The sequence below is a fragment of the Micromonospora sp. CA-240977 genome, assembly GCF_050942285.1.
Classification (GTDB): Bacteria; Actinomycetota; Actinomycetes; order Mycobacteriales; family Micromonosporaceae; genus Micromonospora.
In genome coordinates this window covers 2,730,431-2,753,214 of sequence record NZ_CP192055.1, presented here as the reverse complement: position 1 = coordinate 2,753,214, position 22,784 = coordinate 2,730,431, and the positions used below count along the sequence as shown (strand labels likewise).

At 71.1% G+C, this 22,784-nt stretch carries 26 protein-coding genes and 1 riboswitch; of the genes, 7 read left to right on the top strand and 19 right to left on the bottom strand.

Annotated elements, in window-relative coordinates; genetic code table 11:
* Positions 1 to 367 precede the first annotated feature (367 nt).
* Positions 368 to 1,009, top strand: a complete 642-nt coding sequence (locus ACQPWW_RS12750) for a DUF4291 domain-containing protein (protein WP_433132338.1) — start codon at positions 368 to 370, stop codon at positions 1,007 to 1,009.
* 639 nt (positions 1,010 to 1,648) lie between these two features.
* On the opposite strand, the gene ACQPWW_RS12745 is transcribed toward ACQPWW_RS12750, so the two are convergent.
* The gene (locus ACQPWW_RS12745) at positions 1,649 to 1,864 is read right to left on the bottom strand and encodes a hypothetical protein (RefSeq protein WP_433132336.1); all 216 of its coding nucleotides are present in this window, start codon (positions 1,862 to 1,864) and stop codon (positions 1,649 to 1,651) included.
* Between the two features lie 263 nt (positions 1,865 to 2,127).
* Here ACQPWW_RS12745 and ACQPWW_RS12740 point away from each other — a divergent pair, with 263 nt between their 5' ends.
* A complete protein-coding gene (locus tag ACQPWW_RS12740) occupies positions 2,128 to 2,583 on the top strand; it encodes a hypothetical protein (protein ID WP_433132334.1) in 456 nt (151 codons plus the stop codon).
* 24 nt (positions 2,584 to 2,607) lie between these two features.
* On the opposite strand, the gene ACQPWW_RS12735 is transcribed toward ACQPWW_RS12740, so the two are convergent.
* The 11 genes from ACQPWW_RS12735 to ACQPWW_RS12685 all read right to left on the bottom strand — a co-directional run bounded on the left by ACQPWW_RS12735 (position 2,608) and on the right by ACQPWW_RS12685 (position 11,782).
* Positions 2,608 to 2,763, bottom strand: a complete 156-nt coding sequence (locus ACQPWW_RS12735; RefSeq protein ID WP_433132332.1) for a hypothetical protein — start codon at positions 2,761 to 2,763, stop codon at positions 2,608 to 2,610.
* A 362-nt stretch (positions 2,764 to 3,125) separates the two neighbouring features.
* A complete protein-coding gene (gene pheT, locus ACQPWW_RS12730) occupies positions 3,126 to 5,672 on the bottom strand; it encodes a phenylalanine--tRNA ligase subunit beta (protein WP_433132330.1) in 2,547 nt (848 codons plus the stop codon).
* A 40-nt stretch (positions 5,673 to 5,712) separates the two neighbouring features.
* The gene (gene pheS, locus ACQPWW_RS12725) at positions 5,713 to 6,780 is read right to left on the bottom strand and encodes a phenylalanine--tRNA ligase subunit alpha (RefSeq protein ID WP_433132328.1); all 1,068 of its coding nucleotides are present in this window, start codon (positions 6,778 to 6,780) and stop codon (positions 5,713 to 5,715) included.
* Between the two features lie 218 nt (positions 6,781 to 6,998).
* Entirely contained in the window at positions 6,999 to 7,796 is a 798-nt protein-coding gene (locus ACQPWW_RS12720) for a TrmH family RNA methyltransferase (RefSeq protein WP_433132326.1), read from the bottom strand.
* 83 nt (positions 7,797 to 7,879) lie between these two features.
* Positions 7,880 to 8,272: a 50S ribosomal protein L20 gene (gene rplT / locus ACQPWW_RS12715; protein ID WP_007458417.1), complete on the bottom strand. Its 393-nt coding sequence runs from the start codon at positions 8,270 to 8,272 to the stop codon at positions 7,880 to 7,882.
* A 32-nt stretch (positions 8,273 to 8,304) separates the two neighbouring features.
* On the bottom strand, positions 8,305 to 8,499 hold the full coding sequence (rpmI, locus tag ACQPWW_RS12710; protein ID WP_110566082.1) for a 50S ribosomal protein L35: 195 nt from the start codon (positions 8,497 to 8,499) through the stop codon (positions 8,305 to 8,307).
* Between the two features lie 20 nt (positions 8,500 to 8,519).
* The gene (infC, locus tag ACQPWW_RS12705; protein WP_433132324.1) at positions 8,520 to 9,188 is read right to left on the bottom strand and encodes a translation initiation factor IF-3; all 669 of its coding nucleotides are present in this window, start codon (positions 9,186 to 9,188) and stop codon (positions 8,520 to 8,522) included.
* Positions 9,189 to 9,834: 646 nt separating this feature from the next.
* A complete protein-coding gene (locus tag ACQPWW_RS12700; protein ID WP_433132322.1) occupies positions 9,835 to 10,308 on the bottom strand; it encodes a PH domain-containing protein in 474 nt (157 codons plus the stop codon).
* The gene (locus ACQPWW_RS12695; protein ID WP_433132320.1) at positions 10,301 to 10,444 is read right to left on the bottom strand and encodes a hypothetical protein; all 144 of its coding nucleotides are present in this window, start codon (positions 10,442 to 10,444) and stop codon (positions 10,301 to 10,303) included. The genes ACQPWW_RS12700 and ACQPWW_RS12695 overlap by 8 nt, the downstream gene beginning before the upstream one ends.
* A 180-nt stretch (positions 10,445 to 10,624) precedes the next feature.
* Positions 10,625 to 11,470: an ATP phosphoribosyltransferase gene (gene hisG, locus ACQPWW_RS12690; protein ID WP_433132318.1), complete on the bottom strand. Its 846-nt coding sequence runs from the start codon at positions 11,468 to 11,470 to the stop codon at positions 10,625 to 10,627.
* A 48-nt stretch (positions 11,471 to 11,518) separates the two neighbouring features.
* The gene (locus ACQPWW_RS12685) at positions 11,519 to 11,782 is read right to left on the bottom strand and encodes a phosphoribosyl-ATP diphosphatase (RefSeq protein WP_088947482.1); all 264 of its coding nucleotides are present in this window, start codon (positions 11,780 to 11,782) and stop codon (positions 11,519 to 11,521) included.
* Between the two features lie 133 nt (positions 11,783 to 11,915).
* Between ACQPWW_RS12685 and ACQPWW_RS12680 the strand changes: the two genes are divergently transcribed.
* The 3 genes from ACQPWW_RS12680 to ACQPWW_RS12670 are packed head-to-tail and all read left to right on the top strand — an operon-like array spanning position 11,916 to position 14,367.
* Entirely contained in the window at positions 11,916 to 12,779 is an 864-nt protein-coding gene (locus tag ACQPWW_RS12680) for an ABC transporter substrate-binding protein (RefSeq protein ID WP_433132315.1), read from the top strand.
* Positions 12,776 to 13,621, top strand: a complete 846-nt coding sequence (locus ACQPWW_RS12675) for an amino acid ABC transporter permease (RefSeq protein WP_433132313.1) — start codon at positions 12,776 to 12,778, stop codon at positions 13,619 to 13,621. The genes ACQPWW_RS12680 and ACQPWW_RS12675 overlap by 4 nt, the downstream gene beginning before the upstream one ends.
* A gap of 2 nt (positions 13,622 to 13,623) precedes the next feature.
* Positions 13,624 to 14,367, top strand: coding sequence for an amino acid ABC transporter ATP-binding protein (locus ACQPWW_RS12670; RefSeq protein ID WP_433132311.1), 744 nt, complete (start codon positions 13,624 to 13,626; stop codon positions 14,365 to 14,367).
* An 87-nt stretch (positions 14,368 to 14,454) separates the two neighbouring features.
* Here ACQPWW_RS12670 and ribH read toward each other — a convergent pair whose 3' ends face one another.
* The 7 genes from ribH to rpe all read right to left on the bottom strand — a co-directional run bounded on the left by ribH (position 14,455) and on the right by rpe (position 20,660).
* Positions 14,455 to 14,955 carry a 6,7-dimethyl-8-ribityllumazine synthase gene (gene ribH / locus ACQPWW_RS12665; RefSeq protein WP_433134316.1) on the bottom strand — a complete coding sequence of 167 codons (501 nt, stop codon included), beginning with the start codon at positions 14,953 to 14,955 and terminating at the stop codon, positions 14,455 to 14,457.
* A 2-nt stretch (positions 14,956 to 14,957) separates the two neighbouring features.
* Positions 14,958 to 16,223, bottom strand: coding sequence for a bifunctional 3,4-dihydroxy-2-butanone-4-phosphate synthase/GTP cyclohydrolase II (locus ACQPWW_RS12660; RefSeq protein WP_433132309.1), 1,266 nt, complete (start codon positions 16,221 to 16,223; stop codon positions 14,958 to 14,960).
* Positions 16,220 to 16,906 carry a nicotinamide riboside transporter PnuC gene (pnuC, locus tag ACQPWW_RS12655; RefSeq protein ID WP_433132307.1) on the bottom strand — a complete coding sequence of 229 codons (687 nt, stop codon included), beginning with the start codon at positions 16,904 to 16,906 and terminating at the stop codon, positions 16,220 to 16,222. The genes ACQPWW_RS12660 and pnuC overlap by 4 nt, the downstream gene beginning before the upstream one ends.
* Positions 16,906 to 17,544 (bottom strand): riboflavin synthase, encoded by a 639-nt coding sequence (locus ACQPWW_RS12650; RefSeq protein ID WP_433132305.1) that lies wholly within the window; start codon positions 17,542 to 17,544, stop codon positions 16,906 to 16,908. The genes pnuC and ACQPWW_RS12650 overlap by 1 nt, the downstream gene beginning before the upstream one ends.
* 1 nt (position 17,545) lies before the next feature.
* Entirely contained in the window at positions 17,546 to 18,607 is a 1,062-nt protein-coding gene (ribD, locus tag ACQPWW_RS12645; protein WP_433132303.1) for a bifunctional diaminohydroxyphosphoribosylaminopyrimidine deaminase/5-amino-6-(5-phosphoribosylamino)uracil reductase RibD, read from the bottom strand.
* 166 nt (positions 18,608 to 18,773) lie between these two features.
* A riboswitch (FMN riboswitch) is annotated at positions 18,774 to 18,944 on the bottom strand.
* Positions 18,945 to 19,021: 77 nt separating this feature from the next.
* Positions 19,022 to 19,978 carry a GGDEF domain-containing response regulator gene (locus tag ACQPWW_RS12640; protein WP_433132301.1) on the bottom strand — a complete coding sequence of 319 codons (957 nt, stop codon included), beginning with the start codon at positions 19,976 to 19,978 and terminating at the stop codon, positions 19,022 to 19,024.
* Position 19,979: 1 nt separating this feature from the next.
* Entirely contained in the window at positions 19,980 to 20,660 is a 681-nt protein-coding gene (gene rpe, locus ACQPWW_RS12635; protein WP_433132299.1) for a ribulose-phosphate 3-epimerase, read from the bottom strand.
* A 253-nt stretch (positions 20,661 to 20,913) separates the two neighbouring features.
* Here rpe and ACQPWW_RS12630 point away from each other — a divergent pair, with 253 nt between their 5' ends.
* Together ACQPWW_RS12630 and ACQPWW_RS12625 are read left to right on the top strand one after the other, a co-directional pair.
* The gene (locus ACQPWW_RS12630; protein ID WP_433134314.1) at positions 20,914 to 21,804 is read left to right on the top strand and encodes a septum formation family protein; all 891 of its coding nucleotides are present in this window, start codon (positions 20,914 to 20,916) and stop codon (positions 21,802 to 21,804) included.
* 82 nt (positions 21,805 to 21,886) lie between these two features.
* Positions 21,887 to 22,777, top strand: coding sequence for a septum formation family protein (locus ACQPWW_RS12625; protein ID WP_433132297.1), 891 nt, complete (start codon positions 21,887 to 21,889; stop codon positions 22,775 to 22,777).
* Positions 22,778 to 22,784: the final 7 nt, after the last annotated feature.

Sequence of the window (22,784 nt, the reverse complement as noted above, 5' to 3'; positions counted from 1 at the left end):
GTCGCGGACACGGTCACCAGGCTGATCGGTTCGGCCGTCGACCAGCTCGACCTGACCGCCATGCAACCGGTCGCAGAGGTTGATGGCATTACGAACGGCTGGTGGTACCGGCCGGCCTGCTCGCTGCCGTGTACTCGGGCGAGTCGAAGCTGTTCGCGCGGCCGGCCTACCGCACCGCCTACCTATACGCCGGCAACATCGATGAGCAGTGGTTGTAACACTGCCACCACATCGGCACATGGGTAGGGATCGGGTAAGCGCCATCAGCGGCAGATGCCGATGCAGCAGCAGGCCATCTCGGCCTGGCGCTGGCGTCGGTGCGGAATCTCGGTTGAGTACTCGGATCCCGATCGGTGACGATCAAATGATGCCCGTGCCCGTCCGTCAGATCCGTGCCCACTACTCGGCCGACACCATCACCATGTACCAGGCATATCCCCCGCAGATTGCGCTACCGGCGGTGGCAGCCGGCCGTTTCGTGGCCCCCTTCAAGCGGGACCGGATGACGTGGATCAAGCCGTCCTTCCTGTGGATGATGTACCGCTGTGGCTGGGCCACCAAGCCAGGGCAAGAGCGCGTGCTGTCCATCGACATCACGCGGGAGGGGTTTGAGTGGGCGCTGGCACGAGCCTGCCTGAGTCACTACGACCGAGACCTCCACGGCGACACGGCAACCTGGTCGCGGCAACTGAAGACCAGCCCAGTACGAGTGCAGTGGGATCCGGAACGATCACTGCATCTGAAGGCGCTGCCGCACCGGTCGCTGCAGGTTGGATTGTCCGGCGAGGCGGTCGACCGATACGTTGACGACTGGATCGTGGCCATCACGGACATCACCCCCACCGTTCACCGCGTTAGGGACCTTCTGCGCGGCGGTCACGAACAGGCGGCAGCAGATCACCTGCCTGTCGAACATACCTACCCGCTGCCGGCTCAGATCGCCGCCAACCTCAACGCCAACCTGACCCTCATCGTCGAAGAAGTGCCCGAGAAACAGCACGCACAGTGACGACCGTTCAACACGCCAGCGCGCCCGCTCGGCGGCAGATGTGCGCACCTGACCAAGCCGCCCTGCGGTTGGTGGGTGCCGGCGCGTACGGCATTGAGGATCATCGAGGATGGTGCCGCGAGCTGACTGGTCGGCGAAGCGATCGCCGCGACTTTGTAGCGCAGGTGGTGGCTGGCCGAGAGTGGACATGTGGTTGAACGACGGTGCCGGGTAGCCAGGACAGCAGCGCGTGTGGTCCACGGTCGGGTGGCCCCAGGAAATTGCATCCGGGGCCACCCGACTGTGCTGCGCGACCCTGGCTCCCGCCTGCGCCAAGTAGCGCCGCTCTTCACGAAACCGGGTGCCTCAGCAATGTAGTTGCCGATCGTGACCGATCAGTCGGGCAATCCAACTAGGGCTGACTGGGTGATGGTCGTAACCCGTGTGTCGGGTTCAGGAAGCCGCACGGCCTCGACCAGCAGCCACGCGATGAACGATAGTTCCGCGATCGCCGCAGGGGTCATGGCGAATGGTGAGATGTTTGCGCCGAAGTCGGGGGCAAGGCGCTCTCGGTGCTGGACAGCTACATCTACGGCTCCACGTCCCCAGGAACTCAGCCGGCCCTTCACAACACCCGTGGACCTCGAAGACGTGGCAAGCTCAATCCTGAAACAGCTGCCCCACGACGAGCTCCCGCACCTCACCGAAATGATCGTGGATCGCGCTCTGAAACCCGGTTACGCGTACACCGAAGAGTTCGACATCGGACTCGACCTCATCCTCGACGGACTGCAGCGACAGCGCGAAAGCTGGCTGTAACCCGAGCGCGCGAGCCCGGGGAACATCAATATCTCCATCAAACCCGGTGCGGGACACCCGATCATCGCAGCTCAGAGGGCACTCTCGTCATTTCCACGCCGTCTTCGACAGCGTCACACTCCGGTCCGATCCACGGATCGAGGCTTAGGTTGGGCTGGGACCGGTCGATTGCAGTCGACTGCGATACTGCAGGGGTGACAGCTGCAGACCACGAGGGCACCCGTCCTTCGGTGCCGCCGAGCCAACCTCCCCGGGCCGGGGGCTCATCGCAGCCAGTGCCCGCGCAGCCCGCCCCGTCGCCTTACTTCACGACACCTCCCATGCCGGGCGGGGCCGCGATGGCGGCATCGCCCAACGGGCTGTCCTCGCCGCTGCCGCACATCATGGCCGGTGCCGGATTCCTCGCGATGATGGTGGCGATGTTCGCGCCATTGGCCTCGAACGGTGATCCGGTCTCTGCGCTGCGGACCACGGACCTTCCTTTCCTGACCCCGATGCTGGGCCTGGTGGCGCTGGTAGTGGCGACTGCGGTGCTGTGCGGTAATCCGCGGCTTCTCCGCCTCGGCCGAGCGGCCGCCCCGCTGCTGGGATTGCTGCTGTCGGCCGCCGTCGGCGGCGAGATCGTTCAATGGGGAGCCAAGGCGGCCAATCCCGAGTTGGGTTTGGCCAACATGGTGGCCTCCGGTACCTACTTCCTGATCGGCGGCATCCTGCTGCTGTCGTTGTCCGTGCTGTCCATGCGGCCCGCCCGTCACGCCAGTCCTTTCGCGGGGTAAGGCGCATCCCACGGCGATTAAGGCTCATTCCAGATGGTTGTTTTTGGTGAGTCGGCGGTAGCAGAGTAGGGCGTAGCCGAGGTCGGCGAAGGCATGGAAGTGGTCGGCCTTGCGTTCGTAGCGGTGAGTCTCGCTGAGTCCGCTGGTCGGCTCGCGAGGGTTGATGCGTCGGACGTGCACCCGGTCGTCCCGTCGTCCGTCTGCACGCGCTGTGCACGTCATCTATACCTACCCGTGCAACATCGACCCGTACGCCGATAGCCGGAGCATCGCGCACCTTCTGATATCCGACTCTCCCAATATCCGGGCTGCCGGTCGGGACGGAGTCTGCGGCCACGCGTTCCCGCGCAGTCAGTCGTTGCGCCTGATCAGTAAGCGGGCGTCGACTGCCAGTTGAGTGGGTGCTGACGCGGGCGTCAAAACAACATCTGGGCACCCACCCGTGAAGGGAGAATGCCCAGATGATTGCTGGTGCGCCACCAGGGACTCGAACCTCGAACTTGCAGAGTGAGAAATCGCCGGGCGGGGACGATCCGACCCCGTTAGGCGCCGCGCAGGGTCGCGCCGACGCGCTCCGCCGCGACGGCGACCGCCGCGTCCCGTGCCGCGACCGCCTCCTCGACGGTGAGCGTCCGGTCCGGTGCCCGGAAGATCAACTTGTACGCCAGCGACCGGCGACCCTCGCCGAGCTGCGCCCCGGAGTACACGTCGAACAGCCGCACGTCCTCCAGCAGCGCACCGGCGCCCGCCTCCAGCGCCCGGCGCACCTGCTCCGCCGGCACCGACTCGTCCACCACCAGGGCCACGTCGATAAGCGCCGGCGGGAAGCCGGACACCGTCGGCGCGGGCGTCACCGGAGCCGCCGGCAACGCGTCCAGGTCCAACTCCATCGCGCAGGTACGGCGCGGCAGCTCCAGCGCGGCCACCACCGTCGGGTGCAGCTCACCGGCGTGCCCGACGACGGTGTCGTCGACCAGCAGCTCGGCGCAGCGGCCGGGGTGCCACGGTGCGTACTCGGCGGCGCGCACCTCGACCCGCTCGTCCGGGATCCCGGCGGCGTCGAGCACGTCGCGCGCCGCCTCGATGGCGTCCGCCCAGCCGGCCGGGCGACCCGGACCCCACCAGCCGGCCGGGTCGAGGTCGCCGGCGAGCACCGCCGCGACGTGCACCGGCTGCGCCGGCACCACCGCGTCGGCGGCGGCGAACTCCGCGTCGGTGGGACGCCGGTCCACGCCCATCGCCGGCGGGCTGCCGGCGCCGACGCGCGGGTGGAAGACCGCCCCGATCTCGTAGAGGGCGAGGTCGCGGAGACCCCGGCCGAGGTTGCGCTTGAGAACGCCGAGCAACGGGCCGAGCAGCGTGGTGCGCAGCAGCGGCTCCTCCTCGGACAACGGGTTGGCCAGCCGCACCGCGGGTCGGCGCGGGTCGTCGGCCGGCAGGCCGAGCTGGTCGGCCAGCTCCGGCGACACGAACGGGTGCGCGAGCACCGCCACGTACCCCCGCTCCGCCAACGACCCGGCGACCGCCCGACGCCGACGTTGCCGCGGGGTCAACCCGCGGCCGGGGGGCGCGGTCGGCAGCACCGACGGCACCCGGTCGTACCCGTCGAGGCGGACCACCTCCTCGACCAGGTCGGCCGGGTCGGTCAGGTCGGGCCGCCAGGTCGGCGGGGTGACGCTCAGCGCCGTCCCGGCGCCGCTGGCCACGCCGACCGCGCCCGGGTCCTCGGACAACCGGTCCGCGCCCTGGGCGACAGTGCAGCCGACCCGCTCCAGCAGGGCGACCACCCGCGCCGGCGGGTAGTCGACGCCGACCCGCCGGGTCGGCAGGTCCGCCGGCAGGGTGATCGGGGTACGCGGCCGGACGTGGTCGATGTCGAGGACCTCCGCGCTCGGGCTGCCACCGCCGTGCTCGGTGAGCAGCCGCACGGCACGTTCCAGCGCGACAAGCGCCACGGCCGGGTCGACACCCCGCTCCCAGCGCTTCGCGGCCTCGCTGAACAGCTTGTGTCGGCGGGCCGTGCGCCCGACCATCGCCGGGTCCCAGTGCGCGGCCTCGAAGAGCACGTTCGTGGTGTCGGCGACGACCTCACTGGTCTCGCCGCCCATCACCGCCGCGAGCGAGATCGGACCGGTGTCGTCGCAGATGACCATGTCGTCGGCGGCCAGCACCCGGTTGACGCCGTCCAGGGTGGTCAGCTTCTCCCCCGCCTCGGCACGGCGGACCACCAGTGGCCCGACGATCCGGTCGACGTCGAAGGCGTGCATCGGCTGGCCCAGCTCCAGCATCACGTAGTTGGTGATGTCGACAGGCAGCGAGATGCTACGGATGCCGGCGGTGACGAGCCGCTGCCGCATCCACGGCGGCGTGGGCGCGCTGGGGTCGACGCCGCGGACCAGGCGGGCGGCGAACCGGTCGCAGCCGACAGTGTCGCGGACCTCCACCGGGTACACCGCCGTCGCGGTGCCGCTCGGCGCGGGCACCAGGGCCGGGTCGCGCATCGGCACGTCGAACGCGTGCGACAGCTCCCGGGCCAGACCGCGCAGGCTCAGCGCGTACCCCCGGTCGGGGGTGATCTCCAGGTCGAGCACGACGTCGTCGAGGCCGACCACCGGGCGCGCGTCGTCGCCCGGCTTGGCCGTCACGTCCGGGCCGAGCACGATGATGCCGGAGTGGTCGTCGCCCAGGCCCAGCTCCTTCGCCGAGCAGATCATGCCCGCCGAGTTGTGCCCGTACGTCTTGCGGGCGCCGATGGCGAAGCCGCCGGGCAGCACACCGCCGGGCAGGATCACCACCACCCGGTCACCCACGGAGAAGTTACGCGCCCCGCAGACGATCTCCTGCGGCTCGCCGGTGCCGTTGGCGGCGCCCACGTCGACCCGGCAGAAGCGGATCGGCTTCTTGAAGCCGGTGAGCTCCTCGATCTCGCGCACCTCACCGACGACGAGCTGACCGGTGACGGTCTCGGCCAGGTCCACTGCGGACTCGACCTCGATGCCGAGGTCGACAAGGGCCTGCTCCAGGTCACCGGTGGGCAGGTCGGCGGGGAGGTCGACGTACTCCCGAAGCCAACTGACTGAAACTCGCATGACGTCAGACCACCGTTCCCGTGTCTCGTACCCGCATCGCCTACGCCTCGGTCCCGAGCGCGCGGCTGAACCGCACGTCGCCCTCGAAGAGATGGCGGATGTCGCTGACTCCGTGCCGGATCATCAAGGTCCGGTCGATGCCCATCCCGAACGCGAAGCCGGAGTAGACCTCCGGGTCGACGCCGCAGGCGCGCAGCACCCGCGGGTTGACCATGCCGCAGCCACCCCACTCGACCCACTGCGGGCCGTCGCGGTGCTCCGGGAACCACACGTCGAACTCCGCCGACGGCTCGGTGAACGGGAAGTAGTGCGGCCGCCACCGGGTCTTCGCCTCCGGCCCGAACATCGCCCGGGCGAAGTGGTCGAGCGTGCCCCGCAGGTGCGCCATCGTGATGCCCTTGTCGACCACCAGGCCCTCGGCCTGGTGGAACACCGGGCTGTGGGTGGCGTCGATCTCGTCGGTGCGGTAGACGCGACCGGGCACGATCACGTAGATCGGCGGCTTGCGGCTGAGCATGGTGCGGGTCTGCACCGTCGAGGTGTGTGTCCGCAGCACCAGGCCGGAGCCCTCCGGTGCGATGTGGAAGGTGTCCATCAACCCGCGCGCCGGGTGGTCGGGGGGAATGTTCAACGCGTCGAAGTTGACCCACTCCAGGTCGACCTCGGGCCCCTCGGCCACCTCGTAGCCCATCCCGACGAACAGGTCGCTTATCGACTCCATCAGGGTGCTCAGCGGATGCCGGGCCCCGCGTGGACGCCGGTCGTAGGGCAGGGTGACGTCCACCCGCTCCTCGACAAGCACCCGCTCGGCCTGCTCGCGCTCCAGCACCTCGGCGCGGTCGGCGTACGCGGTCTCGATCGCCCGGCGGGCCTCGTTGACCCGCTTGCCGGCGTCGGACTTCGCGGCCGGCGGCAACGCGCCGATCTCCCGGCGCGCGAGGGAGACCGGCGACCGGTCCCCCAGGTGCAGCGGGCGCAGCGCGGTCAACGCGTCCGGGTCGGCGGCGGCCGTGAACGCCTTCGTGGCGTCCGCGACAGCCTCGTCCAGGGCGGCGGGGTCGAGCAGGGCGACCTGCTTCGGGTCGTACGGATCGTTGCGGTAGCTCATGGCGTACGGGCACTCCCTCACGGCGGCGCCAGCCCTCAGCGGGGCGGCTAGGCGAGTCTACGGACGCGCGGCTTCGCCGCAGCCCGCCGGTAGGAGTTGTGCAGGAAGCAGGTCAGGCCCGCCGCCCGCCGACACCGGCGGGCTGGCTAAACGAACGCCGTGGCGCGTTCATGGACGGACGCTCTCCCCTGCTGTCAGTGCGCCGGGTGTGCTCACCCTCAGCGCTGTGCTCTCGCTGAAGCGTACAGGCATACCGCCGCTGCGGCAGCCAGGTTGAGGCTCTCCGCGCGCCCGTACAGCGGCACCCGCACCCGGGCGTCGGCGGCGGCGGTCAACTCCTCGGGCAGGCCGTGCGCCTCCGAGCCGAACAGCCAGGCGGTGGGCCCGACGAGCCGGCCGTAGTCGGTCAGGTCGTCGAGGTCGCTGTCGCCGTACCCCGTGGTGGCGAAGATCGACAGCCCGGCGGCCCGCAGCGCGTCGACCACCCCGACCGGGTCGGCGGCGCGGACCACGTCGACGTGGAAGAGGCTGCCGGCCGACGCCCGCACACACTTGCCGTTGTACGGGTCGACGGCGTCGCCGGCGAAGACCACCGCACCCGCCCCGGCCGCGTCGGCGGTGCGCAGCACCGTGCCGGCGTTGCCCGGGTCACGGATCTCGGCGAGCACCGCCACCAGCCGGGGGGCGTTCGCGAGGGCCTGCTCCAACGACACGTCCAGGTGCCGGCAGACGGCCACCAGCCCCTGCGGGGCGACGGTTTCGGCCAACGCCGCGAGGGCGTCGTCGGTCACCTCGGACACCGGCACGTCGGCGCGGGCCGCCGTGGCGGCCAGCTCGGGGTGCCGGTCGAGCGCGGCGGGCGTACCGAACAGCTCGGTGACCACCCCCGGCCGCGCCAGGGCCTCGCGGACCGCCTGCGGTCCCTCGGCAAGGAACCGGCCGGCGGCGTCGCGGTCGCGCCGGCGCTGTAACCGGCGGGCGGCGACAACTCTGGGGGTACGCGGGGTGAAGGCCATGGTGTGCGCTCCTTCCGCACGATTGAGGCGCCTCCCGGACGGCGGTGCCGACCCGGGAGACGCCTCGCTCTGGTGCGTGGGGATCAGGCGGCCTGAGCCGCCGCGCCGCCGGTGCCCTCGGCCGTGACCGCGGCCCGGGCCAGCTCGACGATCGCCGCGAAGGAGGCGGCGTCGTTGACAGCCATGTCGGCCAGGATCTTGCGGTCGACCTCGATGCCAGCCAGACGCAGGCCCTGGATCAGGCGGTTGTAGGTCATCCCGTTCGCCCGGGCGCCCGCGTTGATCCGCTGGATCCACAGCTGCCGGAAGTCGCCCTTGCGGTCGCGACGGTCCCGGTAGGCGTACTGCATCGAGTGCAGCACCTGCTCCTTGGCCTTGCGGTACAGCCGGGAGCGCTGACCGCGGTAACCGCTCGCGGTCTCCAGCAGGGTACGACGCTTCTTCTGGGCGTTTACAGCCCGCTTGACGCGTGCCATCTCAACTCCTTATTACGTAAAGGTGGCGCGCGTCAGCGGCCGAGCAGCTTCTTGATGCGCTTGACGTCAGCCTTGGCCACCTCGACCGTGCCGGTCAACCGGCGGGTACGGGTGGAAGACTTACCTTCCAACAGGTGGCGCTTGCCAGCCTGCTCGGCCACGATCTTGCCACGGCCGGTCACCTTGACCCGCTTGCCCATACCCGTGTGGCTCTTCATCTTCGGCATGTGGAACGTCTTCTCCCCTGTTACTCGCCGCTGGTGTCGGCGGCGGTGCCGGTGTCACCAGCTGTTGCGGTCTCGCCGGCTGTTGCGGTCTCGCCGACCGCTGCGGTCTCATCGGCTGCCGGAGCGGCCGACTCGTCCCCTGCCCGGTCCCGAGGTGCACCGCGGGACGCCGTAGCGGCGACCGCGGACGCCTTGACGGCCCGAAGCGGAGCGAGAACCATGATCATGTTTCGGCCGTCCTGCTTGGGAGCGGCCTCGACGTATCCCAGGTCCGTGATCTCGGATTCGAGCCGACGCAGGAGCCGGTAACCCAGCTCCGGGCGGCTCTGCTCGCGACCGCGGAACATGATCGTCACCTTGACCTTGTCGCCCGCCTTGAGGAACCGCACCACGTGACCCTTCTTGGTCTCGTAGTCGTGCGGGTCGATCTTCGGCCGAAGCTTCATTTCCTTGATGACGGTCTGCTGCTGGTTACGCCGCGCTTCGCGCGCCTTCAGTGCGCTCTCATACTTGAACTTGCCGAAGTCCATGAGCTTGCACACCGGCGGGCGCGCCATTGGCGCAACCTCGACCAGGTCCAGATCGACGTCCGCGGCCAGCTGAAGGGCGCGCTCCAGCGGGACGATGCCCACCTGCTCACCCTCGGGGCCGACCAGTCGGACCTCACGTGCCCGGATCTGCTCGTTCACGCGTGGTTCGACGCTGATGGGGCCTCCTCGAGTCGTTTCTGCTCAGGTACCGACCCCGGCGGCTCCCAGGTGGGAACCGACCTGGAAAGCAGAAGGCCCCGGCGCATGCCAGGGCCCGCTCGACCGGTCGGCGCGATCACAGGATCACACGTCCGGCGCCGGGACGTGCCCGGAACCGGTGACCGGACCCGGCCACCGTAGCGGCGACTCGGGTGGGAGCAGGCGCTCCGCTTTCAAGGCTGCCTGCTCGCATGCGGAGACAGCCTGGTCGACTCGACAACACTACACCCGCGTACCGGCTGCCCCCAAACCGGGCACGACCCCGGGTCGAGGCGCTGACCTCGCAAGCCTCCCCGGTCCCGCCGGACGGGCCGGACGGGCCGGACGGCGCCGGTCGCGCCGGTCTCCCGGCTCGGACCGGTCCGCCGCGCGCCGGTCGCGCCGCGCGCCGGTCAAGATCCGCGCACTTTCCCGGAAAGTGCTGCCTCCGGGCGCGCTGAGGCAGCAGTTTCCGGGAAGTTGTCCCGATCTTGCCATTCGGGTGCGGGCGGACGCGTCGGGGACGAGGGCGGTCCGATCGGACAGCGCGGGGCAGGCGCCAGCGCGGGCAGGCGCCAGCGCGGGCAGGCCGGGCAGTCAGGTGCGGTCAGCGGCCGACGGCGCGTTCGGCGAGGTGGGCCTGGTGCGCCTCGTGGAGTCGGCGCAGCGCACGGACCCCGTCGACGGCCAACTCCTTGTCGGCAGCCTGGAGGGCGACCATCGGCAGGAGGTCGTCGTCATGCAGTTCCAGGCTGGCCCACGGCGCGCCCCTGTCGAAACGGACTCCCCGGACAACCTCCCAGGGCAGCTCGTAGGAGCTGATGACGTTGCGAACCCGAATGCCGCGCGCGTCCGCCTCCACCCGCGGACGGGTGAACAACAGGAAGCCCAGCGCGCCGAAGACACCCAGGCCGATCATGGCGATCTGGTCGCCGCGCTGGAAGCTGCCGTAACCGTCGCCGGTCGGCCCGCTCAGCGAGGTGGCGACCAGGCCGAACACCACCACCAGCGCGATCGCCGCCGACCAGCAGACCACGCGGATGCGGCGGGGCTTCAGGCTGACCAGTTCGGTTTCACTCACCCCACCAGTCTGCCATCCGCACCCGCCCGTCGGCCGCACCACCCGCCGAGCCACCGCTCAGCCCGGCCGGGCAACCACCCACCCGGACCGCCGGACCCCCGAACTGCCGGACCGCCGCACCGCCAAACTGCCGCACCGCCGCACCGCCGCACCGCCGACCGCGAAGATCGTGCTCGATCCTGGATGTAGTGGCGTCGGTGGCGCTGGAGGCCACTACATCCACGATCTAGCGTGATCTTTCGCGGTTGGCGCGCCGCCGCCGTCAATCCGACCGCCAACCATTCGGTCGAAACCGGTCGGAGGCGACAGGGACCGGTCAGAGGCGACAGGCGTGGATGTTGGTGACGAGGATGGCGCGGGCGCCCAGCTCGTACAGCTCGTCCATGATGCGGTGGACGTCGTCACGGAGCACCATCGCCTGCACCGCCACCCACCCCTCACGGTGTAGTGGCGACACGGTGGGCGACTCGATGCCGGGGGTGAGCCCGCTGGCCCGTTCCAGCAGACCGGCCGGCACGTCGTAGGCGAGCATCACGTAGCGGCGCGCGACAAGCACACCGTGCAGGCGGCGCAGCAGCTGCGCGGATTGTGGGTGAGCCGGCGCGGCGGCGCGCCGGACCAGCACCGCCGAGGAGCGCAGCAGCGGCTCGCCGAACACCACGAGGCCCGCCTGACGCAGGGTGGCGCCGGTCTCCACGACGTCCGCGATCACGTCGGCGACGCCGAGGCGTACGGCGTTCTCCACCGCGCCGTCGAGGCGGATCACGTCGGCCTTGACGCCCACCTCGCCGAGGTGCCGCTCGACCAGCCCGGGGTACGCGGTGGCGATCCGGTGCCCGCCCAGGTCCTGCACGGAGGCGATGTCGTCGGGGCGGGCGGCGAAGCGGAAGGTGGCCTGGCCGAAGGCGAGGTCGACGACCTCCTCGGCCGGCGCGGCCGAGTCGATCAGCAGGTCCCGGCCGGTGATCCCGAGGTCGAGGTCACCGGAGCCGACGTAGGTGGCGATGTCCTTGGGGCGCAGGTAGAAGAATTCGACGTCGTTGGCCTCGTCGCGACAGACGAGGTCCTTGGGGTCGGTGCGCTGGCGGTAGCCCGCCTCGCGCAGCATCTGGGCGGCCGGCTCGGCCAGGGTGCCCTTGTTGGGAATGGCGACACGCAGCATGACAGGAGTGCTCCTTCGATCCGGATGGCGATCAACGGGTGGGCGCACTCACAGATGTCGGTAGACGTCCTTGAGGTCGAGACCACTGGCGAGCATGAGCACCTGGACCTGGTAGAGCAGCTGGGAGATCTCCTCGGCGGTGCGCTCCGGCCCCTCGTGCTCGGCGGCCATCCACGACTCGGCGGCCTCCTCGACGACCTTCTTGCCGATGAAGTGCACGCCCTTTTCGAGGGCGGCGACGGTGCCCGAGCCCGGGGTGCCGGCGGCGGCCTTGGCCTGCAGCTCGGCGAACAACTCCTCGAACGTCTTCACGGTGGACGATTCTTCCAGCCGCCGGGGCGGCGCCCCGCGTCCGGGTCCGCCGGAATCCAGCAAGCGGACAATTCCCTACCATCACGGTGGGAAGATGTTCGATCGATGCCCGTGGAGCTCTACGCTGTCGGCCATGGCCAGCAGCTCACGTCTCCTCGCGCTCACCCTCGCCGGTGCGGTCGTCGTCGCCGGCGCCGGGTGCGCGCCACAGGATGAAAAACCGAACCCGACTGTTACCGCGGCGCCGTCCTGCGTCAAGGACAGCCTGCCCACGCGGACGCCGGGCAAGCTCACCATCGCCACGGACCAGCCCGCGTACGAGCCGTGGTTCGCCAAGGACAAGCCGGACAGCGGCGAGGGCTTCGAATCCGCAGTCGCGTACGCGGTGGCGGAGAAGCTCGGCTACGCCCGCGCGGATGTCGCGTGGACCCGGGTCAAGTTCGACACCGCTATCGCCCCCGGGCCGAAGGATTTCGACTTCGATATCAACCAGTTCTCCATCACCGAGGAGCGCAAGCGGGCGGTCGACTTCTCCGCGCCGTACTACCTGGTTCGGCAGACCGTCATCGCGTTGAAGTCGTCCACGATCGCCGGCCGGAAGTCGTTGGCGGACCTCCGGGACGCCCGGCTGGGCGCCCAGGTCGGCACCACCAGCTACCAGGCGATCACCGACGTGCTCAAGCCGACCAGGAAGCCGCAGGTCTACAACAGCAACGACGACGCCAAGAAGGCGCTGCAGAACGGGCAGATCGACGGTCTGGTGGTGGACCTGCCGACCGCCTTCTACATCACCGGCGCGGAGATCACCGACGCGACGATCGTCGGGCAGGTGCCACAGGTCGGCACGCCCGAGGCCTTCGGGTTGCTGCTTGACAAGAACTCGCCGTTGACCTCCTGCGTGACCGGCGCGGTCGGTCAGCTCACCGAGGCGGGCACGCTGAAGCAGTTGGAGCAGAAGTGGCTCGCGCAGGTGGCGGGGGCGGCCGAGCTGCGGTGACCCTGCTCGATCACGTTCCCTCCGAGGCGCAGCGGCGACGGTCGGCGTACCGGAATCGGCAGACGATCTACAGCGTGCTGGTCGCGGCCTGCTCCACGGCGGCGCTGGGCACGCTGCTTGTCGTCGCGGTGACCGGCGCGCCCGGCTGGGACCGGGTCCGGCAGTCGTTCCTGGACCCGGCGATCGCCCGGGACGCGCTGCCGGCGGTGCTGGGCGGGCTCTGGCTCAACGTGCGGCTGCTGGTCTGCTGTGCGGTCGGCGCGCTGCTGCTCGGGCTGGTGATCGCGGTGCTGCGGACGCTGCGCGGCCCGATCTTCTTTCCGGTCCGGGCGCTGGCCGCCGGCTACACCTACACCTTCCGCGGTCTGCCGCTGATCATCGTGCTCTACCTGCTCACCCTCGGCGTGCCCGGCCTGCGTCTGCAGGGCATGCCGCCGGTGCTGGTGCTCGGCGGGCTCGCGTTGATCCTCACCTACGGCGGTTATCTCGCCGAGGTGTTCCGGGCCGGCATCGAGTCGGTGCATCCCAGCCAGCTCGCGGCGGCCCGTTCGCTGGGCCTGACCTACCGGCAGACGATGCGGCACGTGGTCCTGCCGCAGGCCGTCCGTCGGGTGGCGCCACCGCTGCTCAACGACGTGGTGGCGTTGCAGAAGGACGTCGGGCTGGTCTCGCTCGCCGGGCCGATCGACGCGGTCCGCGCCGCCCAGATCGCCACCGCCCAGTCGTTCAACTACACGCCGTACGTCGTGGCGGGGGTGCTCTTCGTGCTGCTCGCGATCCCGCTGATCGCGGTCACCGACTGGGTGACGCTGCGCGCGGCCCGCCGACAGTCGGGAGGCTGACCATGGCACTGCTGCGCTGCCGGGGCCTGCGCAAGGAGTTCGCGGGCACTGTCGTGCTCGACCACCTCGACCTGACGGTCGCCGAACATCAGGTGGTCGCGTTGATCGGCGCCTCCGGGTCGGGTAAGTCCACACTGCTGCGCTGTGTGAACCTGCTGGAGGAGCTGGACGACGGCACCATCGAGCTGGACGGGGAGGACATCTCCGATCCCCGGGTGGACCCGGACCGGGTCCGCCGGCGGATCGGGATGGTGTTCCAGGCGTACAACCTCTTCCCGCATCTGAGCGTGTTGGACAACATCACGCTCGCGCCGCGGCGCGTACACCGGCGGGCCCGTGCGGAGGCGGAGGCGCAGGCCCGGGAGCTGCTCGACCGGGTGGGTCTCGGCGCCCGGGCGGACGCCTACCCGGACCGGCTCTCCGGCGGGCAGCAGCAGCGGGTGGCGATCGTCCGGGCACTGGCGAACTCACCTCGACTGATGCTGCTCGACGAGATCACCTCGGCGCTGGACCCGGAACTCGTCGGTGAGGTGCTGGCGATGATCCGGGACCTGAAGGCCGACGGCATGACCATGGTGCTGGCCACCCACGAGATGGGCTTCGCCCGTGAGGTCGCCGACCAGGTCTGCTTCCTCGACGCCGGGCGGGTCGTCGAGAGCGGCCCGCCGGAGCAGGTGCTCGGCGAGCCGACCCAGCCCCGGACCCGGCAGTTCCTGCACCGGATCATCGAGGCGGGTCGTCTCTGAACCCGGCCGCCGGTCGAACCAGCCACCGGTAGAGCCGACCACCGGTAGAACCGACCACCGCTGAAGCCGGCCGTCCGTGGAGCGGCGTCAGCCGCCGAAGCCGACCCGCTGCGCGTTGCCCGCCGCCACCGTTCGCACGGCCAGCGCGGCGTCGAGCGCGGCCACGGTGGCCGCCCAGCCCTTGTCCTCGGCCGAGCCGGGCAGGCCGGCCCGGTCGCGGGCCTGCTCGATGGTCTCCACGGTCAGCACCCCGTGCGCCACCGGCTTGCCCTCGTCCAGCGCCACCCGGGTCAGCCCGTCGGTCACCGAGCGGCAGACGTAGTCGAAGTGCGCGGTGGAGCCGCGCACCACCACGCCGAGAGCGACCACCACGTCGCAGCGGCGCGCGAGGGCCTGGGCCACCACCGGCAACTCGACCGAGCCGGCGACCCGGGCGACGACGGAACGGGCCCCGCACGCCTCGGCGGCGGCCACGGCCCGTTCGAGCATGTGGTCGGTCAGGTCACCGTGCCACCGGGCGGCCACGACCCCGACGGTCAGCCCCGCGGCGTCCACCGCGTCGACTCCCGGCTCACCGAAACCCGCCATCGTCATGCTCCGATCTCGTCGTTGGCGACCGGACGCCCCAGCGGCGCCTCGGACACCTCGTCCAACTCGTCAAGCAGGTGACCCATGCGGTCCCGCTTGGTGCGCAGGTAGCGCAGGTTCTCCGGGTGCGCGCCGGCCGGCAACCCCTCCCGGCCGGTGATGGTCAACCCGTACCCCTCCAGCCCGGCCCGCTTGGCCGGGTTGTTGGTCAGCAGCCGCATCGAGCGCACGCCCAGGTCGTAGAGGATCTGCGCGCCGGTGCCGTAGTCGCGGGCGTCGGCCGGCAGGCCCAGGTCGAGGTTGGCGTCCACGGTGTCGCGGCCGGAGTCCTGCAACTGGTACGCCTGCAGCTTGTGCAGCAGCCCGATGCCGCGCCCCTCGTGTCCGCGGACGTAGAGCACCACGCCCCGGCCCTCCCGTCCGACCCGGGCCAGCGCGGCGTCCAGCTGCGGCCCGCAGTCGCAGCGCAGCGAGCCGAACACGTCCCCGGTGAGGCACTCGGAGTGCACCCGGACCAGCACGTCCTGGCCGTCACCGAGGTCACCCAGCACCATGGCGACGTGCTCGGCCGGGTCGTGCTCGGCGCGGTAGCCCAGCGCCCGGAACACCCCGTGCCGCGTCGGCATCCGGGCGTCCGCGACCAGCTCGACCTGCTTCTCGGTACGGCGCCGGTAGGCGATCAGGTCGGCGATGGTGATCAGCGTGAGGCCGTGCTCGGCGGAGAACTTCTCCAGGTCCGGCACCCGCATCATGGTGCCGTCGTCGTTGACCAGCTCACAGAGCACACCGGCCGGCCGCAGCCCGGCCAGCCGGGTCAGGTCGATCCCCGCCTCGGTGTGCCCGGGTCGCCGCAGCACCCCGCCCTCGCGGGCGCGCAGCGGCACCACGTGCCCGGGCCGGGACAGGTCGGTCGGGTCGGTCTCCGCCGCGGCGAGCAGCCGGCTGGTGTGCGCGCGGTCGGCCGCCGAGATGCCGGTGCCGACGCCCTCCCGGGCGTCCACTGTCACCGTGTAGGCGGTGCCGCGCCGGTCCTGGTTGGTGTGGTGCATCGGCGGCAGGTCGAGGCGGTCGGCCTCGCTCTCGGTCAACGCCACGCAGACGTACCCGGAGCTGTAGCGCACCATGAACGCCATCAGCTCCGGCGTGGCCAGCTCGGCCGCGAAGATCAGGTCGCCCTCGTTCTCCCGGTCGGCGTCGTCGACAACGACGACCGGCCGGCCGGCGGCGATCTCCGCGATCGCCTGCTCGATATCCCCGAAGCTGGTCACGCGACGGCCTCCGTGTAGATGGGACGGGCGGGTGCGGGCCGGGTGGCGCGCGAGGTGCGCCACCAGGCGGCGAAGCCCCAGGCGCAGATGGCGCCGTAGATCAGGTACATGACCGCCGACGGATAGAAGCCGCCGCGCAGCAGCAGCGGCACGCCGACCGCGTCCACAGCGATCCAGAGCAGCCAGAACTCCACCCAGCCACGGGCCATGCCGTAGGTGGCAAGCAGGCTGCCGGTGAGGATCCAGGCGTCGGGCAGCGGACCCCACGAGCCCAGCGCCTTGAGCACCGGGTACGCCGCGGCGGTGCCGATCGCGGCGGCCAGCAGCAGCATCAGCCGCTCCCGCCCGGTGGCCCAGCGCGGGACGACCGCCGCCTGACCGGCGTCGGCGCGACGGTTGCGCTGCCAGCGCCACCAGCCGTAGACGCTGACCGCGAAGAAGAACACCTGCCGGCCGGCCTGCCCGTACAGGTCGTGTTCCTGGGGGGTGGCGAACACCCCGCCGAGGAAGACGGTGAGCAGCAGCGCGTTACCGACCATTCCGACCGGCCACGCCCAGACCAGCCGGCGCAGCCCGAGCAGCGCGGAGATCAGCCCGAAGGCGTTGCCGACGATCTCCCGGGCCAGTACCGGCGAGCCGGCCACCTGCACCTGTGCGTCCAGCAGCCAGCTGAGCGGACCCATCACGCCACCTCGCTCGGGGTCACGGCCGGCCCGCGAGCGTCGGTGAGCCGGTCGCCGAGCAGCCGCTCGACGTACTTGGCCAGCACGTCGACCTCCAGGTTCACCGGGTCGCCGACACCCTTGGCGCCGAGCGTGGTCAGCTTGAGCGTGGTCGGGATCAACCCGACGGCGAACTCGTCAGCGCCCACCTCGGCCACTGTCAGCGAGACGCCGTCGATGGTGATCGAGCCCTTCTCCACCACGTACCGGGACAGCGCGGCGGGCAGTCGGAACCGGACCGTCTCCCACTGCTCGGCCGGCTCCCGGGAGATCAGCTCACCGACGCCGTCGACGTGGCCCTGCACCAGGTGCCCGCCGAGCCGGCTGCCGAGGGCGGCGGCCCGCTCCAGGTTGACCGGGTCGCCGACGCTCAGCGCGCCCAGCGCGGAGCGGCGCAGCGTCTCCCCCATCACGTCGGCGGTGAAGACCCCGTCGCCGACCTCCACGACGGTCAGGCAGACGCCGTTGACCGCGATAGAGTCGCCGTGCCGGGCGTCAGACGTGACGAGCGGACCGCGCACGGCGACCAGCGCCGAATCGCCTGCGGTAGCCGTCACCCGGACGATCTCGCCCAACTCCTCGATAATGCCGGTGAACATCTCAGCCCTCCCTTTTCCGGGGCAAAGCGGTGATCCGAAGATCCGGACCGATCTGCGTAACGTCGACGAACTCCAGATCGATGGCCTCAGCGATGGTGGTCACTCCCGCGTCGACCAGGGCGGTCGGGCCGGCGCCGAGCAACCGGGGCGCGACGTAGGAGACGATCTTGTCGACCAGGCCGGCCCGCAGGAACGCGCCGGCCAGTCGGGGGCCGCCCTCCAGCAGCACCGCGCGGACCCCACGCTGGTGCAGCGCCGCGAGCAGCGCCGACAGGTCGACCCGGCCGTCCGGGCCGGCGCCGACCTCGTCGGCGGTCGCGATCCACGTCCGCGCGGCGCCGTCGCGGACCCGGGCGTCAGCCGGGGTACGCCCCGAGCTGTCCACGACCACCCGCAGCGGCTGCCGGATGGCCAGGCTGCCGTCGCGCAGGTTGCGGGCGGTCAACCGGGGGTCGTCGGCGAGCACGGTGCCCACCCCGGCGAGCACCGCGTCGACGGTGCCGCGCAGCGCGTGCACGTCGATCCGGGCCGCCTCCGAGGTGATCCACATGCTGGTGCCGTCCGCCGCGGCGGAGCGCCCGTCGAGCGTGGCGGCGTACTTCCAGATGACGTACGGCCAGCCGCGGCGCATCGAGGTCAGCCAGGCGACGTTGCCGGCCTCGGCCTCCTCGCCGCGTACCCCCAGATCGACCCGGACCCCGGCGGCGCGCAGGGTGGCGGCGCCGCCGGTGGCGACCGGGTTGGGGTCGGGCACGGCGATGACCACCCGGGCCACCCCGGCCTGGACGAGCGCGGTGCTGCAGGGGCCGGTGCGGCCGGTGTGGTTGCAGGGTTCCAGGGTGACGACAGCGGTGCCGCCCTTGGCGCGCTGCCCGGCCTGGGCCAACGCGACGATCTCGGCGTGCGGCCCGCCGGCGTAGGCGTGGAATCCCTCCCCGACGACCTGGCCGTCCTCGTCGAGCAGCACGCAGCCGACCACCGGGTTGGGACTGGTGGTGCCAAGCCCGCGTGCGGCCAACTCGATCGCACGCCGCATCGCCTCGTCGACGGAGACGCTGGCCATCGCCCTGCCCTGCCCTCTCACTCGCCGGTCCGCGCGCGGGCGGTCAGGGAGGCTGCGGCAATCGGGCCGCGGGCAGGCGGTGGCGGATTCCGGGAACGGCACAGCCGCCCCCGGAGGGTCGGCACGGCACGCTGAAGCCAGCGGCCGGCTCGGACCCGTCCGTCCCGCGCGCTGTCTCCCATCCGGACTGTCTGGGGGCGGACGAACCGCTCCCAACCGTCGGCCCCGGATTTTCACCAGGTCCACCGGGCGGCAGAGCCGTCCGGGTCGCGGGCTGACCACGGTTGGACCGTGGATCACCGCCGGTTCGGAATTTCACCGAGTCCCGCCAGCGCGTGGTGGGTACAGGGCAGTCTTACACGCCGACGGGGGTGCGTCGCCACCCACGCGAGCTACTTCACAGGGGCGTCATGCTCACGTGACACCACGACGCCGGTCCACGGCAACGTACGACCCCGGTTGACTCTTGGCCACCGTCTTCATCTCCGAGGCCACCGCGATCGCCTCCAGCGGGTCGGTGAACCGCTTGCCGGCGTCGGAGAGCGACACCCCGATGGAGAGCGTGACAAGGGCCGCGCGGCGGATGGTGCCCCGCCGGTCCTTCAACTCGACGAAACCGCGCTCGCGGTCGGTGGCGTCGTAGAGCGTGTCGGCCGACTTCTCGAAGTCGACGACCGCACGGGACGTCAGCGGGCGGACCTGGTCCGGGGTGCAGACGATGACGAAGTCGTCACCGCCGACGTGGCCGAGGAAGGCCGGTGGCAACCCCACCGCCACCACCGCCCGGTGCAGGCTGCGGGCCAGCGCGGAGATGAAGTCGTCGCCGCGGACGAAGCCGTACCGGTCGTTGACGCTCTTGAACCGGTCGATGTCGATGTAGCCGACCGCGTAGTCCACGCCGTGCCGGACCCGGTCGCTGATCTCCCGACGGATCCGGCTGTTGCCGGGCAGCCCGGTCAGCGGGGAGACCTCCCGGAACTCCTTGTTGCGACGCAGCGTGGACGAGACCCGCGCCACCAACTCGGCGGTGTCGAACGGCTTGACCAGGTAGTCGTCGGCGCCGGCGCTGAGCCCGTGCACCTTGTCGACCGTCATCCCCTTGGCCGTCAGCATGATCACCGGCAGGGCGGAGGTCATCGGGTCGGCGCGCAGCCGCCGGGTCAGCTCCAGCCCGTCGATGCGGGGCATCATGAGGTCGACAACCGCCAGGTCCGGTCGCTGGCGTTCGATGACCTCCAGGGCCTCCTGGCCGTCGCTGGCGTGGATCACCTCGAAGCCGTGCAGCCGCAGGTTGAACTCGACGAAACGAGCGATGTCCTCGTCGTCGTCGACGACGAGGATGATGTCCTTGCGGTCGACCTCGGGCTCCACCTCAGGCCCCGGGAGCCGCGCGTTCCGCCAGTGCCCGCAGGTGGCGTACCGCCTCCGCCGGGTCGGCGGCGCCGTACACGGCGGTGCCGGCCACGAAGGCGTCGGCGCCGGCGGCGGCCGCCTGTTCGATGGTGTCCGCGGCGATCCCGCCGTCCACCTCGATGCGCAGCTCCAGGTGCCCGGCCGAGACGTGCCGGCGGGCGGCCCGCACCTTGTCCAGCAACTGCGGGATGAACCGCTGCCCACCGAAGCCGGCCTTGATCGTCATGATCAGCAGGGTGTCGAAGCTGGGCAGCAGGTCCAGGTACGGCTCGATCGGGGTGTCCCGGTCGATGGCCAGGCCGGCCTTCGCGCCCGCCGAGCGCAGGTCCTTGGCCAGCGCCACCGGGTCGTCGGCCGCCTCCGCGTGGAAGGTGACGTTGTACGCCCCCGCGTCGGCGTAACCGGGGGCCCAGCGGCGCGGATCCTCGATCATCAGGTGCACGTCGAACGGCATCGCGGTGACCGCCCGCAGGCTCTGCACCACCGGCAGCCCGATGGTCAGGTTCGGCACGAAATGGTTGTCCATCACGTCGACGTGCAACCAGTCCGCGGCGTCCTCGACGGCACGGACCTCTTCGGCGAGGCGGGCAAAATCGGCGGCCAGAATGCTCGGCGCGACGATCGGCGGCGGTACGGTCACGGGGCCAGTGTACGAACGCGGTCACCCGCCACCCGCATCGCGGCACCAACTCCGACGCGTTGTGATGCGCCAGTGACCAGTGGTGCAGAATTAGTCGCTCCGGACTGCCGAATCCGGACGAACAGACATGAGTGGCTGGCCGATCGACGGAAACGCGACGACACTCCAAGCGGGACGGTGCCGAAGGGTGCCCACCCGCCGGGGTTTCGCCGCGGGCGCGGTGACCGGCCGCCAGTTCCCGGAAGGGCGGACGATGCGACGGTGGCTTCCAGTGCTGGTGCTGGCCGGCGTCACGACGATACTGCTGGTCGGCTGCACGCCGGCGCGGGGCGCGGACGGTGATCTCACCGACGACTGGCCGGCGCTGCGGGTCCCGACGCCGTTCACCCCCGCCACCGACACCTGCCTGCCCCGGATCACCGCGGTCGTGCAGGCCAGCACCTACGAGACAGTGGACTGCGCGCGCAACCACCTGGCCGAGGCCATCCACGTCGGCGCCTTCGTCGGCCCCGACGCGCTGACCGAGACCCGGCCGGCGCCCGGATCGTCGGCGTTGCGCACGGCCCGCGCCGAGTGCGACCAACGGGCCCGAGAGGTGCTCGGCGGCGACTGGCACACGGCCCGACTCGCGCTGTCCCTGGCGCTGCCGTCGGCACCGGCCTGGGCCGGCGGCGCGCGCTGGTTCCGCTGCGACCTCAGCGAGACCGGCAGCATCGACAACACCCGCCCGGTGAACCGCACCGGCAGCCTGCGCGGCGCGTTGATCGGCGACAGCCCGCTGACCCACCGCTGCTTCGACCCCAAGCTGATCGGCGACAACCTCAACTACATGGCGCCGGTGCTCTGCACCGAGCCGCACCGCGCCGAGTTCGTGGGCGTCTACCAGGAACGGGACACCAGCTGGGCGGAGTTCACCCGCTCCGCCGCGCAGTCCCACAAGCGCTGCATGGCGCTGATCGCCGCGTACGCCGCCGTGCCGAACAACAAGGACCTGCCGTACCGGGCCGGGTCCATCTACTACCCGCCCTCGGAACGGGAGTGGGAGGAGGGCGACCGTGGGGTGCGCTGTTTCCTGTGGAGCGACGACCGCAAACTCACCCGCTCGATGCGCGGCGCGGGCCCCGAGGGACTGCCCGCCATCTGAGCACCGGTGCCGTATGCTGCTGCGCCGTGGCGCTACCGACCGGCGGGGTCCGGCCGGAGGCCACAGTGGCGGGAGGTCAGGCATGCGACGGTGGTGGGCGGCGTACGCCGGGGGTGCGGCAGTGGCCCTGGTGCTGGCCGGGTGCAGCGCGCCCGCCGGAGTCGACAGTGACCTCGTCGACGACTGGCCGGCGCCCGTCGCGGCGCAGCAGTTCGTGCCCGCCGCCGACGTCTGCCACCCGACCTCCCAGCAGATCGGCTTCCTGACCGGCTACAACCCGACGGCGTGCACCGAATCGCACCTGGTGGAGACGATGCACGTCGGCACGCTCACCGGCCCGAACGCCGAGCCGGGCACGCCCCCGCAGCCCGGCTCGGCCGGCATGCGGGCCGCGCAGGCCGGGTGCGACACGGAGGTCAACAAGGCGGTGGGCGCCGACTGGCGTTCCGGGCGGCTCGGCCTGACCGTGGTGCTGCCGTCACCGCAGGCCTGGACGGGCGGCGCCCGCTGGTACCGCTGCGACGTCAGCGAGATCGCCAGCATCGACGACACCACCGCCGGCCCGCGCACCGGCAGCCTCCGGGGTGCGCTGTCCGGCGCGGCGCCCCTGGCGTACCGCTGCTTCAACCCCAAGCTGGTCAAGGACGACATCGACGAGATGGTGCCGGTCTCCTGCACCGCCAAGCACCACGCCGAGTTCGTCGGGGTCTGGCAGGCCCCGGAGATCAGCTACGCCGAGTTCTCCCGCACCGTCAAGAAGACCCACCGCGCCTGCCAGACGATGATCGCCAGGTACGCCAAGGTGCCGGACAACTCCCAGCTCGACTTCCGCGCCGGCACGATCTACTACCAGCCGTACGAGGAGGAGTGGAAGAACGGCAACCGCGGCGTGCAGTGCTTCCTCTGGATCTCCGATCGGAACCTGACCCGCTCGATGCGCAACGCCGGCACCAAGGGACTCCCGGTCACCTGAGCGTCCC

Excerpts from the sequence above, each read along its gene's own strand:
- ACQPWW_RS12630 (WP_433134314.1), top strand. The coding sequence starts at position 20,914 with ATGCGACGGTGGCTTCCAGTGCTGGTGCTGGCCGGCGTCACGACGATA.
- ACQPWW_RS12740 (WP_433132334.1), top strand. The coding sequence starts at position 2,128 with ATGCCGGGCGGGGCCGCGATGGCGGCATCGCCCAACGGGCTGTCCTCG.
- rplT (WP_007458417.1), bottom strand. The coding sequence starts at position 8,272 with ATGGCACGCGTCAAGCGGGCTGTAAACGCCCAGAAGAAGCGTCGTACC.
- hisG (WP_433132318.1), bottom strand. The coding sequence starts at position 11,470 with ATGCTGCGTGTCGCCATTCCCAACAAGGGCACCCTGGCCGAGCCGGCC.
- pheS (WP_433132328.1), bottom strand. The coding sequence starts at position 6,780 with ATGAGCTACCGCAACGATCCGTACGACCCGAAGCAGGTCGCCCTGCTC.
- ACQPWW_RS12625 (WP_433132297.1), top strand. The coding sequence starts at position 21,887 with ATGCGACGGTGGTGGGCGGCGTACGCCGGGGGTGCGGCAGTGGCCCTG.
- rpmI (WP_110566082.1), bottom strand. The coding sequence starts at position 8,499 with ATGCCGAAGATGAAGAGCCACACGGGTATGGGCAAGCGGGTCAAGGTG.
- ribD (WP_433132303.1), bottom strand. The coding sequence starts at position 18,607 with ATGGCCAGCGTCTCCGTCGACGAGGCGATGCGGCGTGCGATCGAGTTG.
- ribH (WP_433134316.1), bottom strand. The coding sequence starts at position 14,955 with ATGGCGGGTTTCGGTGAGCCGGGAGTCGACGCGGTGGACGCCGCGGGG.
- ACQPWW_RS12750 (WP_433132338.1), top strand. The coding sequence starts at position 368 with ATGCCCGTGCCCGTCCGTCAGATCCGTGCCCACTACTCGGCCGACACC.
- ACQPWW_RS12680 (WP_433132315.1), top strand. The coding sequence starts at position 11,916 with ATGGCCAGCAGCTCACGTCTCCTCGCGCTCACCCTCGCCGGTGCGGTC.
- ACQPWW_RS12720 (WP_433132326.1), bottom strand. The coding sequence starts at position 7,796 with ATGGCCTTCACCCCGCGTACCCCCAGAGTTGTCGCCGCCCGCCGGTTA.
- pheT (WP_433132330.1), bottom strand. The coding sequence starts at position 5,672 with ATGCGAGTTTCAGTCAGTTGGCTTCGGGAGTACGTCGACCTCCCCGCC.
- pnuC (WP_433132307.1), bottom strand. The coding sequence starts at position 16,906 with ATGGGTCCGCTCAGCTGGCTGCTGGACGCACAGGTGCAGGTGGCCGGC.
- ACQPWW_RS12650 (WP_433132305.1), bottom strand. The coding sequence starts at position 17,544 with ATGTTCACCGGCATTATCGAGGAGTTGGGCGAGATCGTCCGGGTGACG.
- ACQPWW_RS12670 (WP_433132311.1), top strand. The coding sequence starts at position 13,624 with ATGGCACTGCTGCGCTGCCGGGGCCTGCGCAAGGAGTTCGCGGGCACT.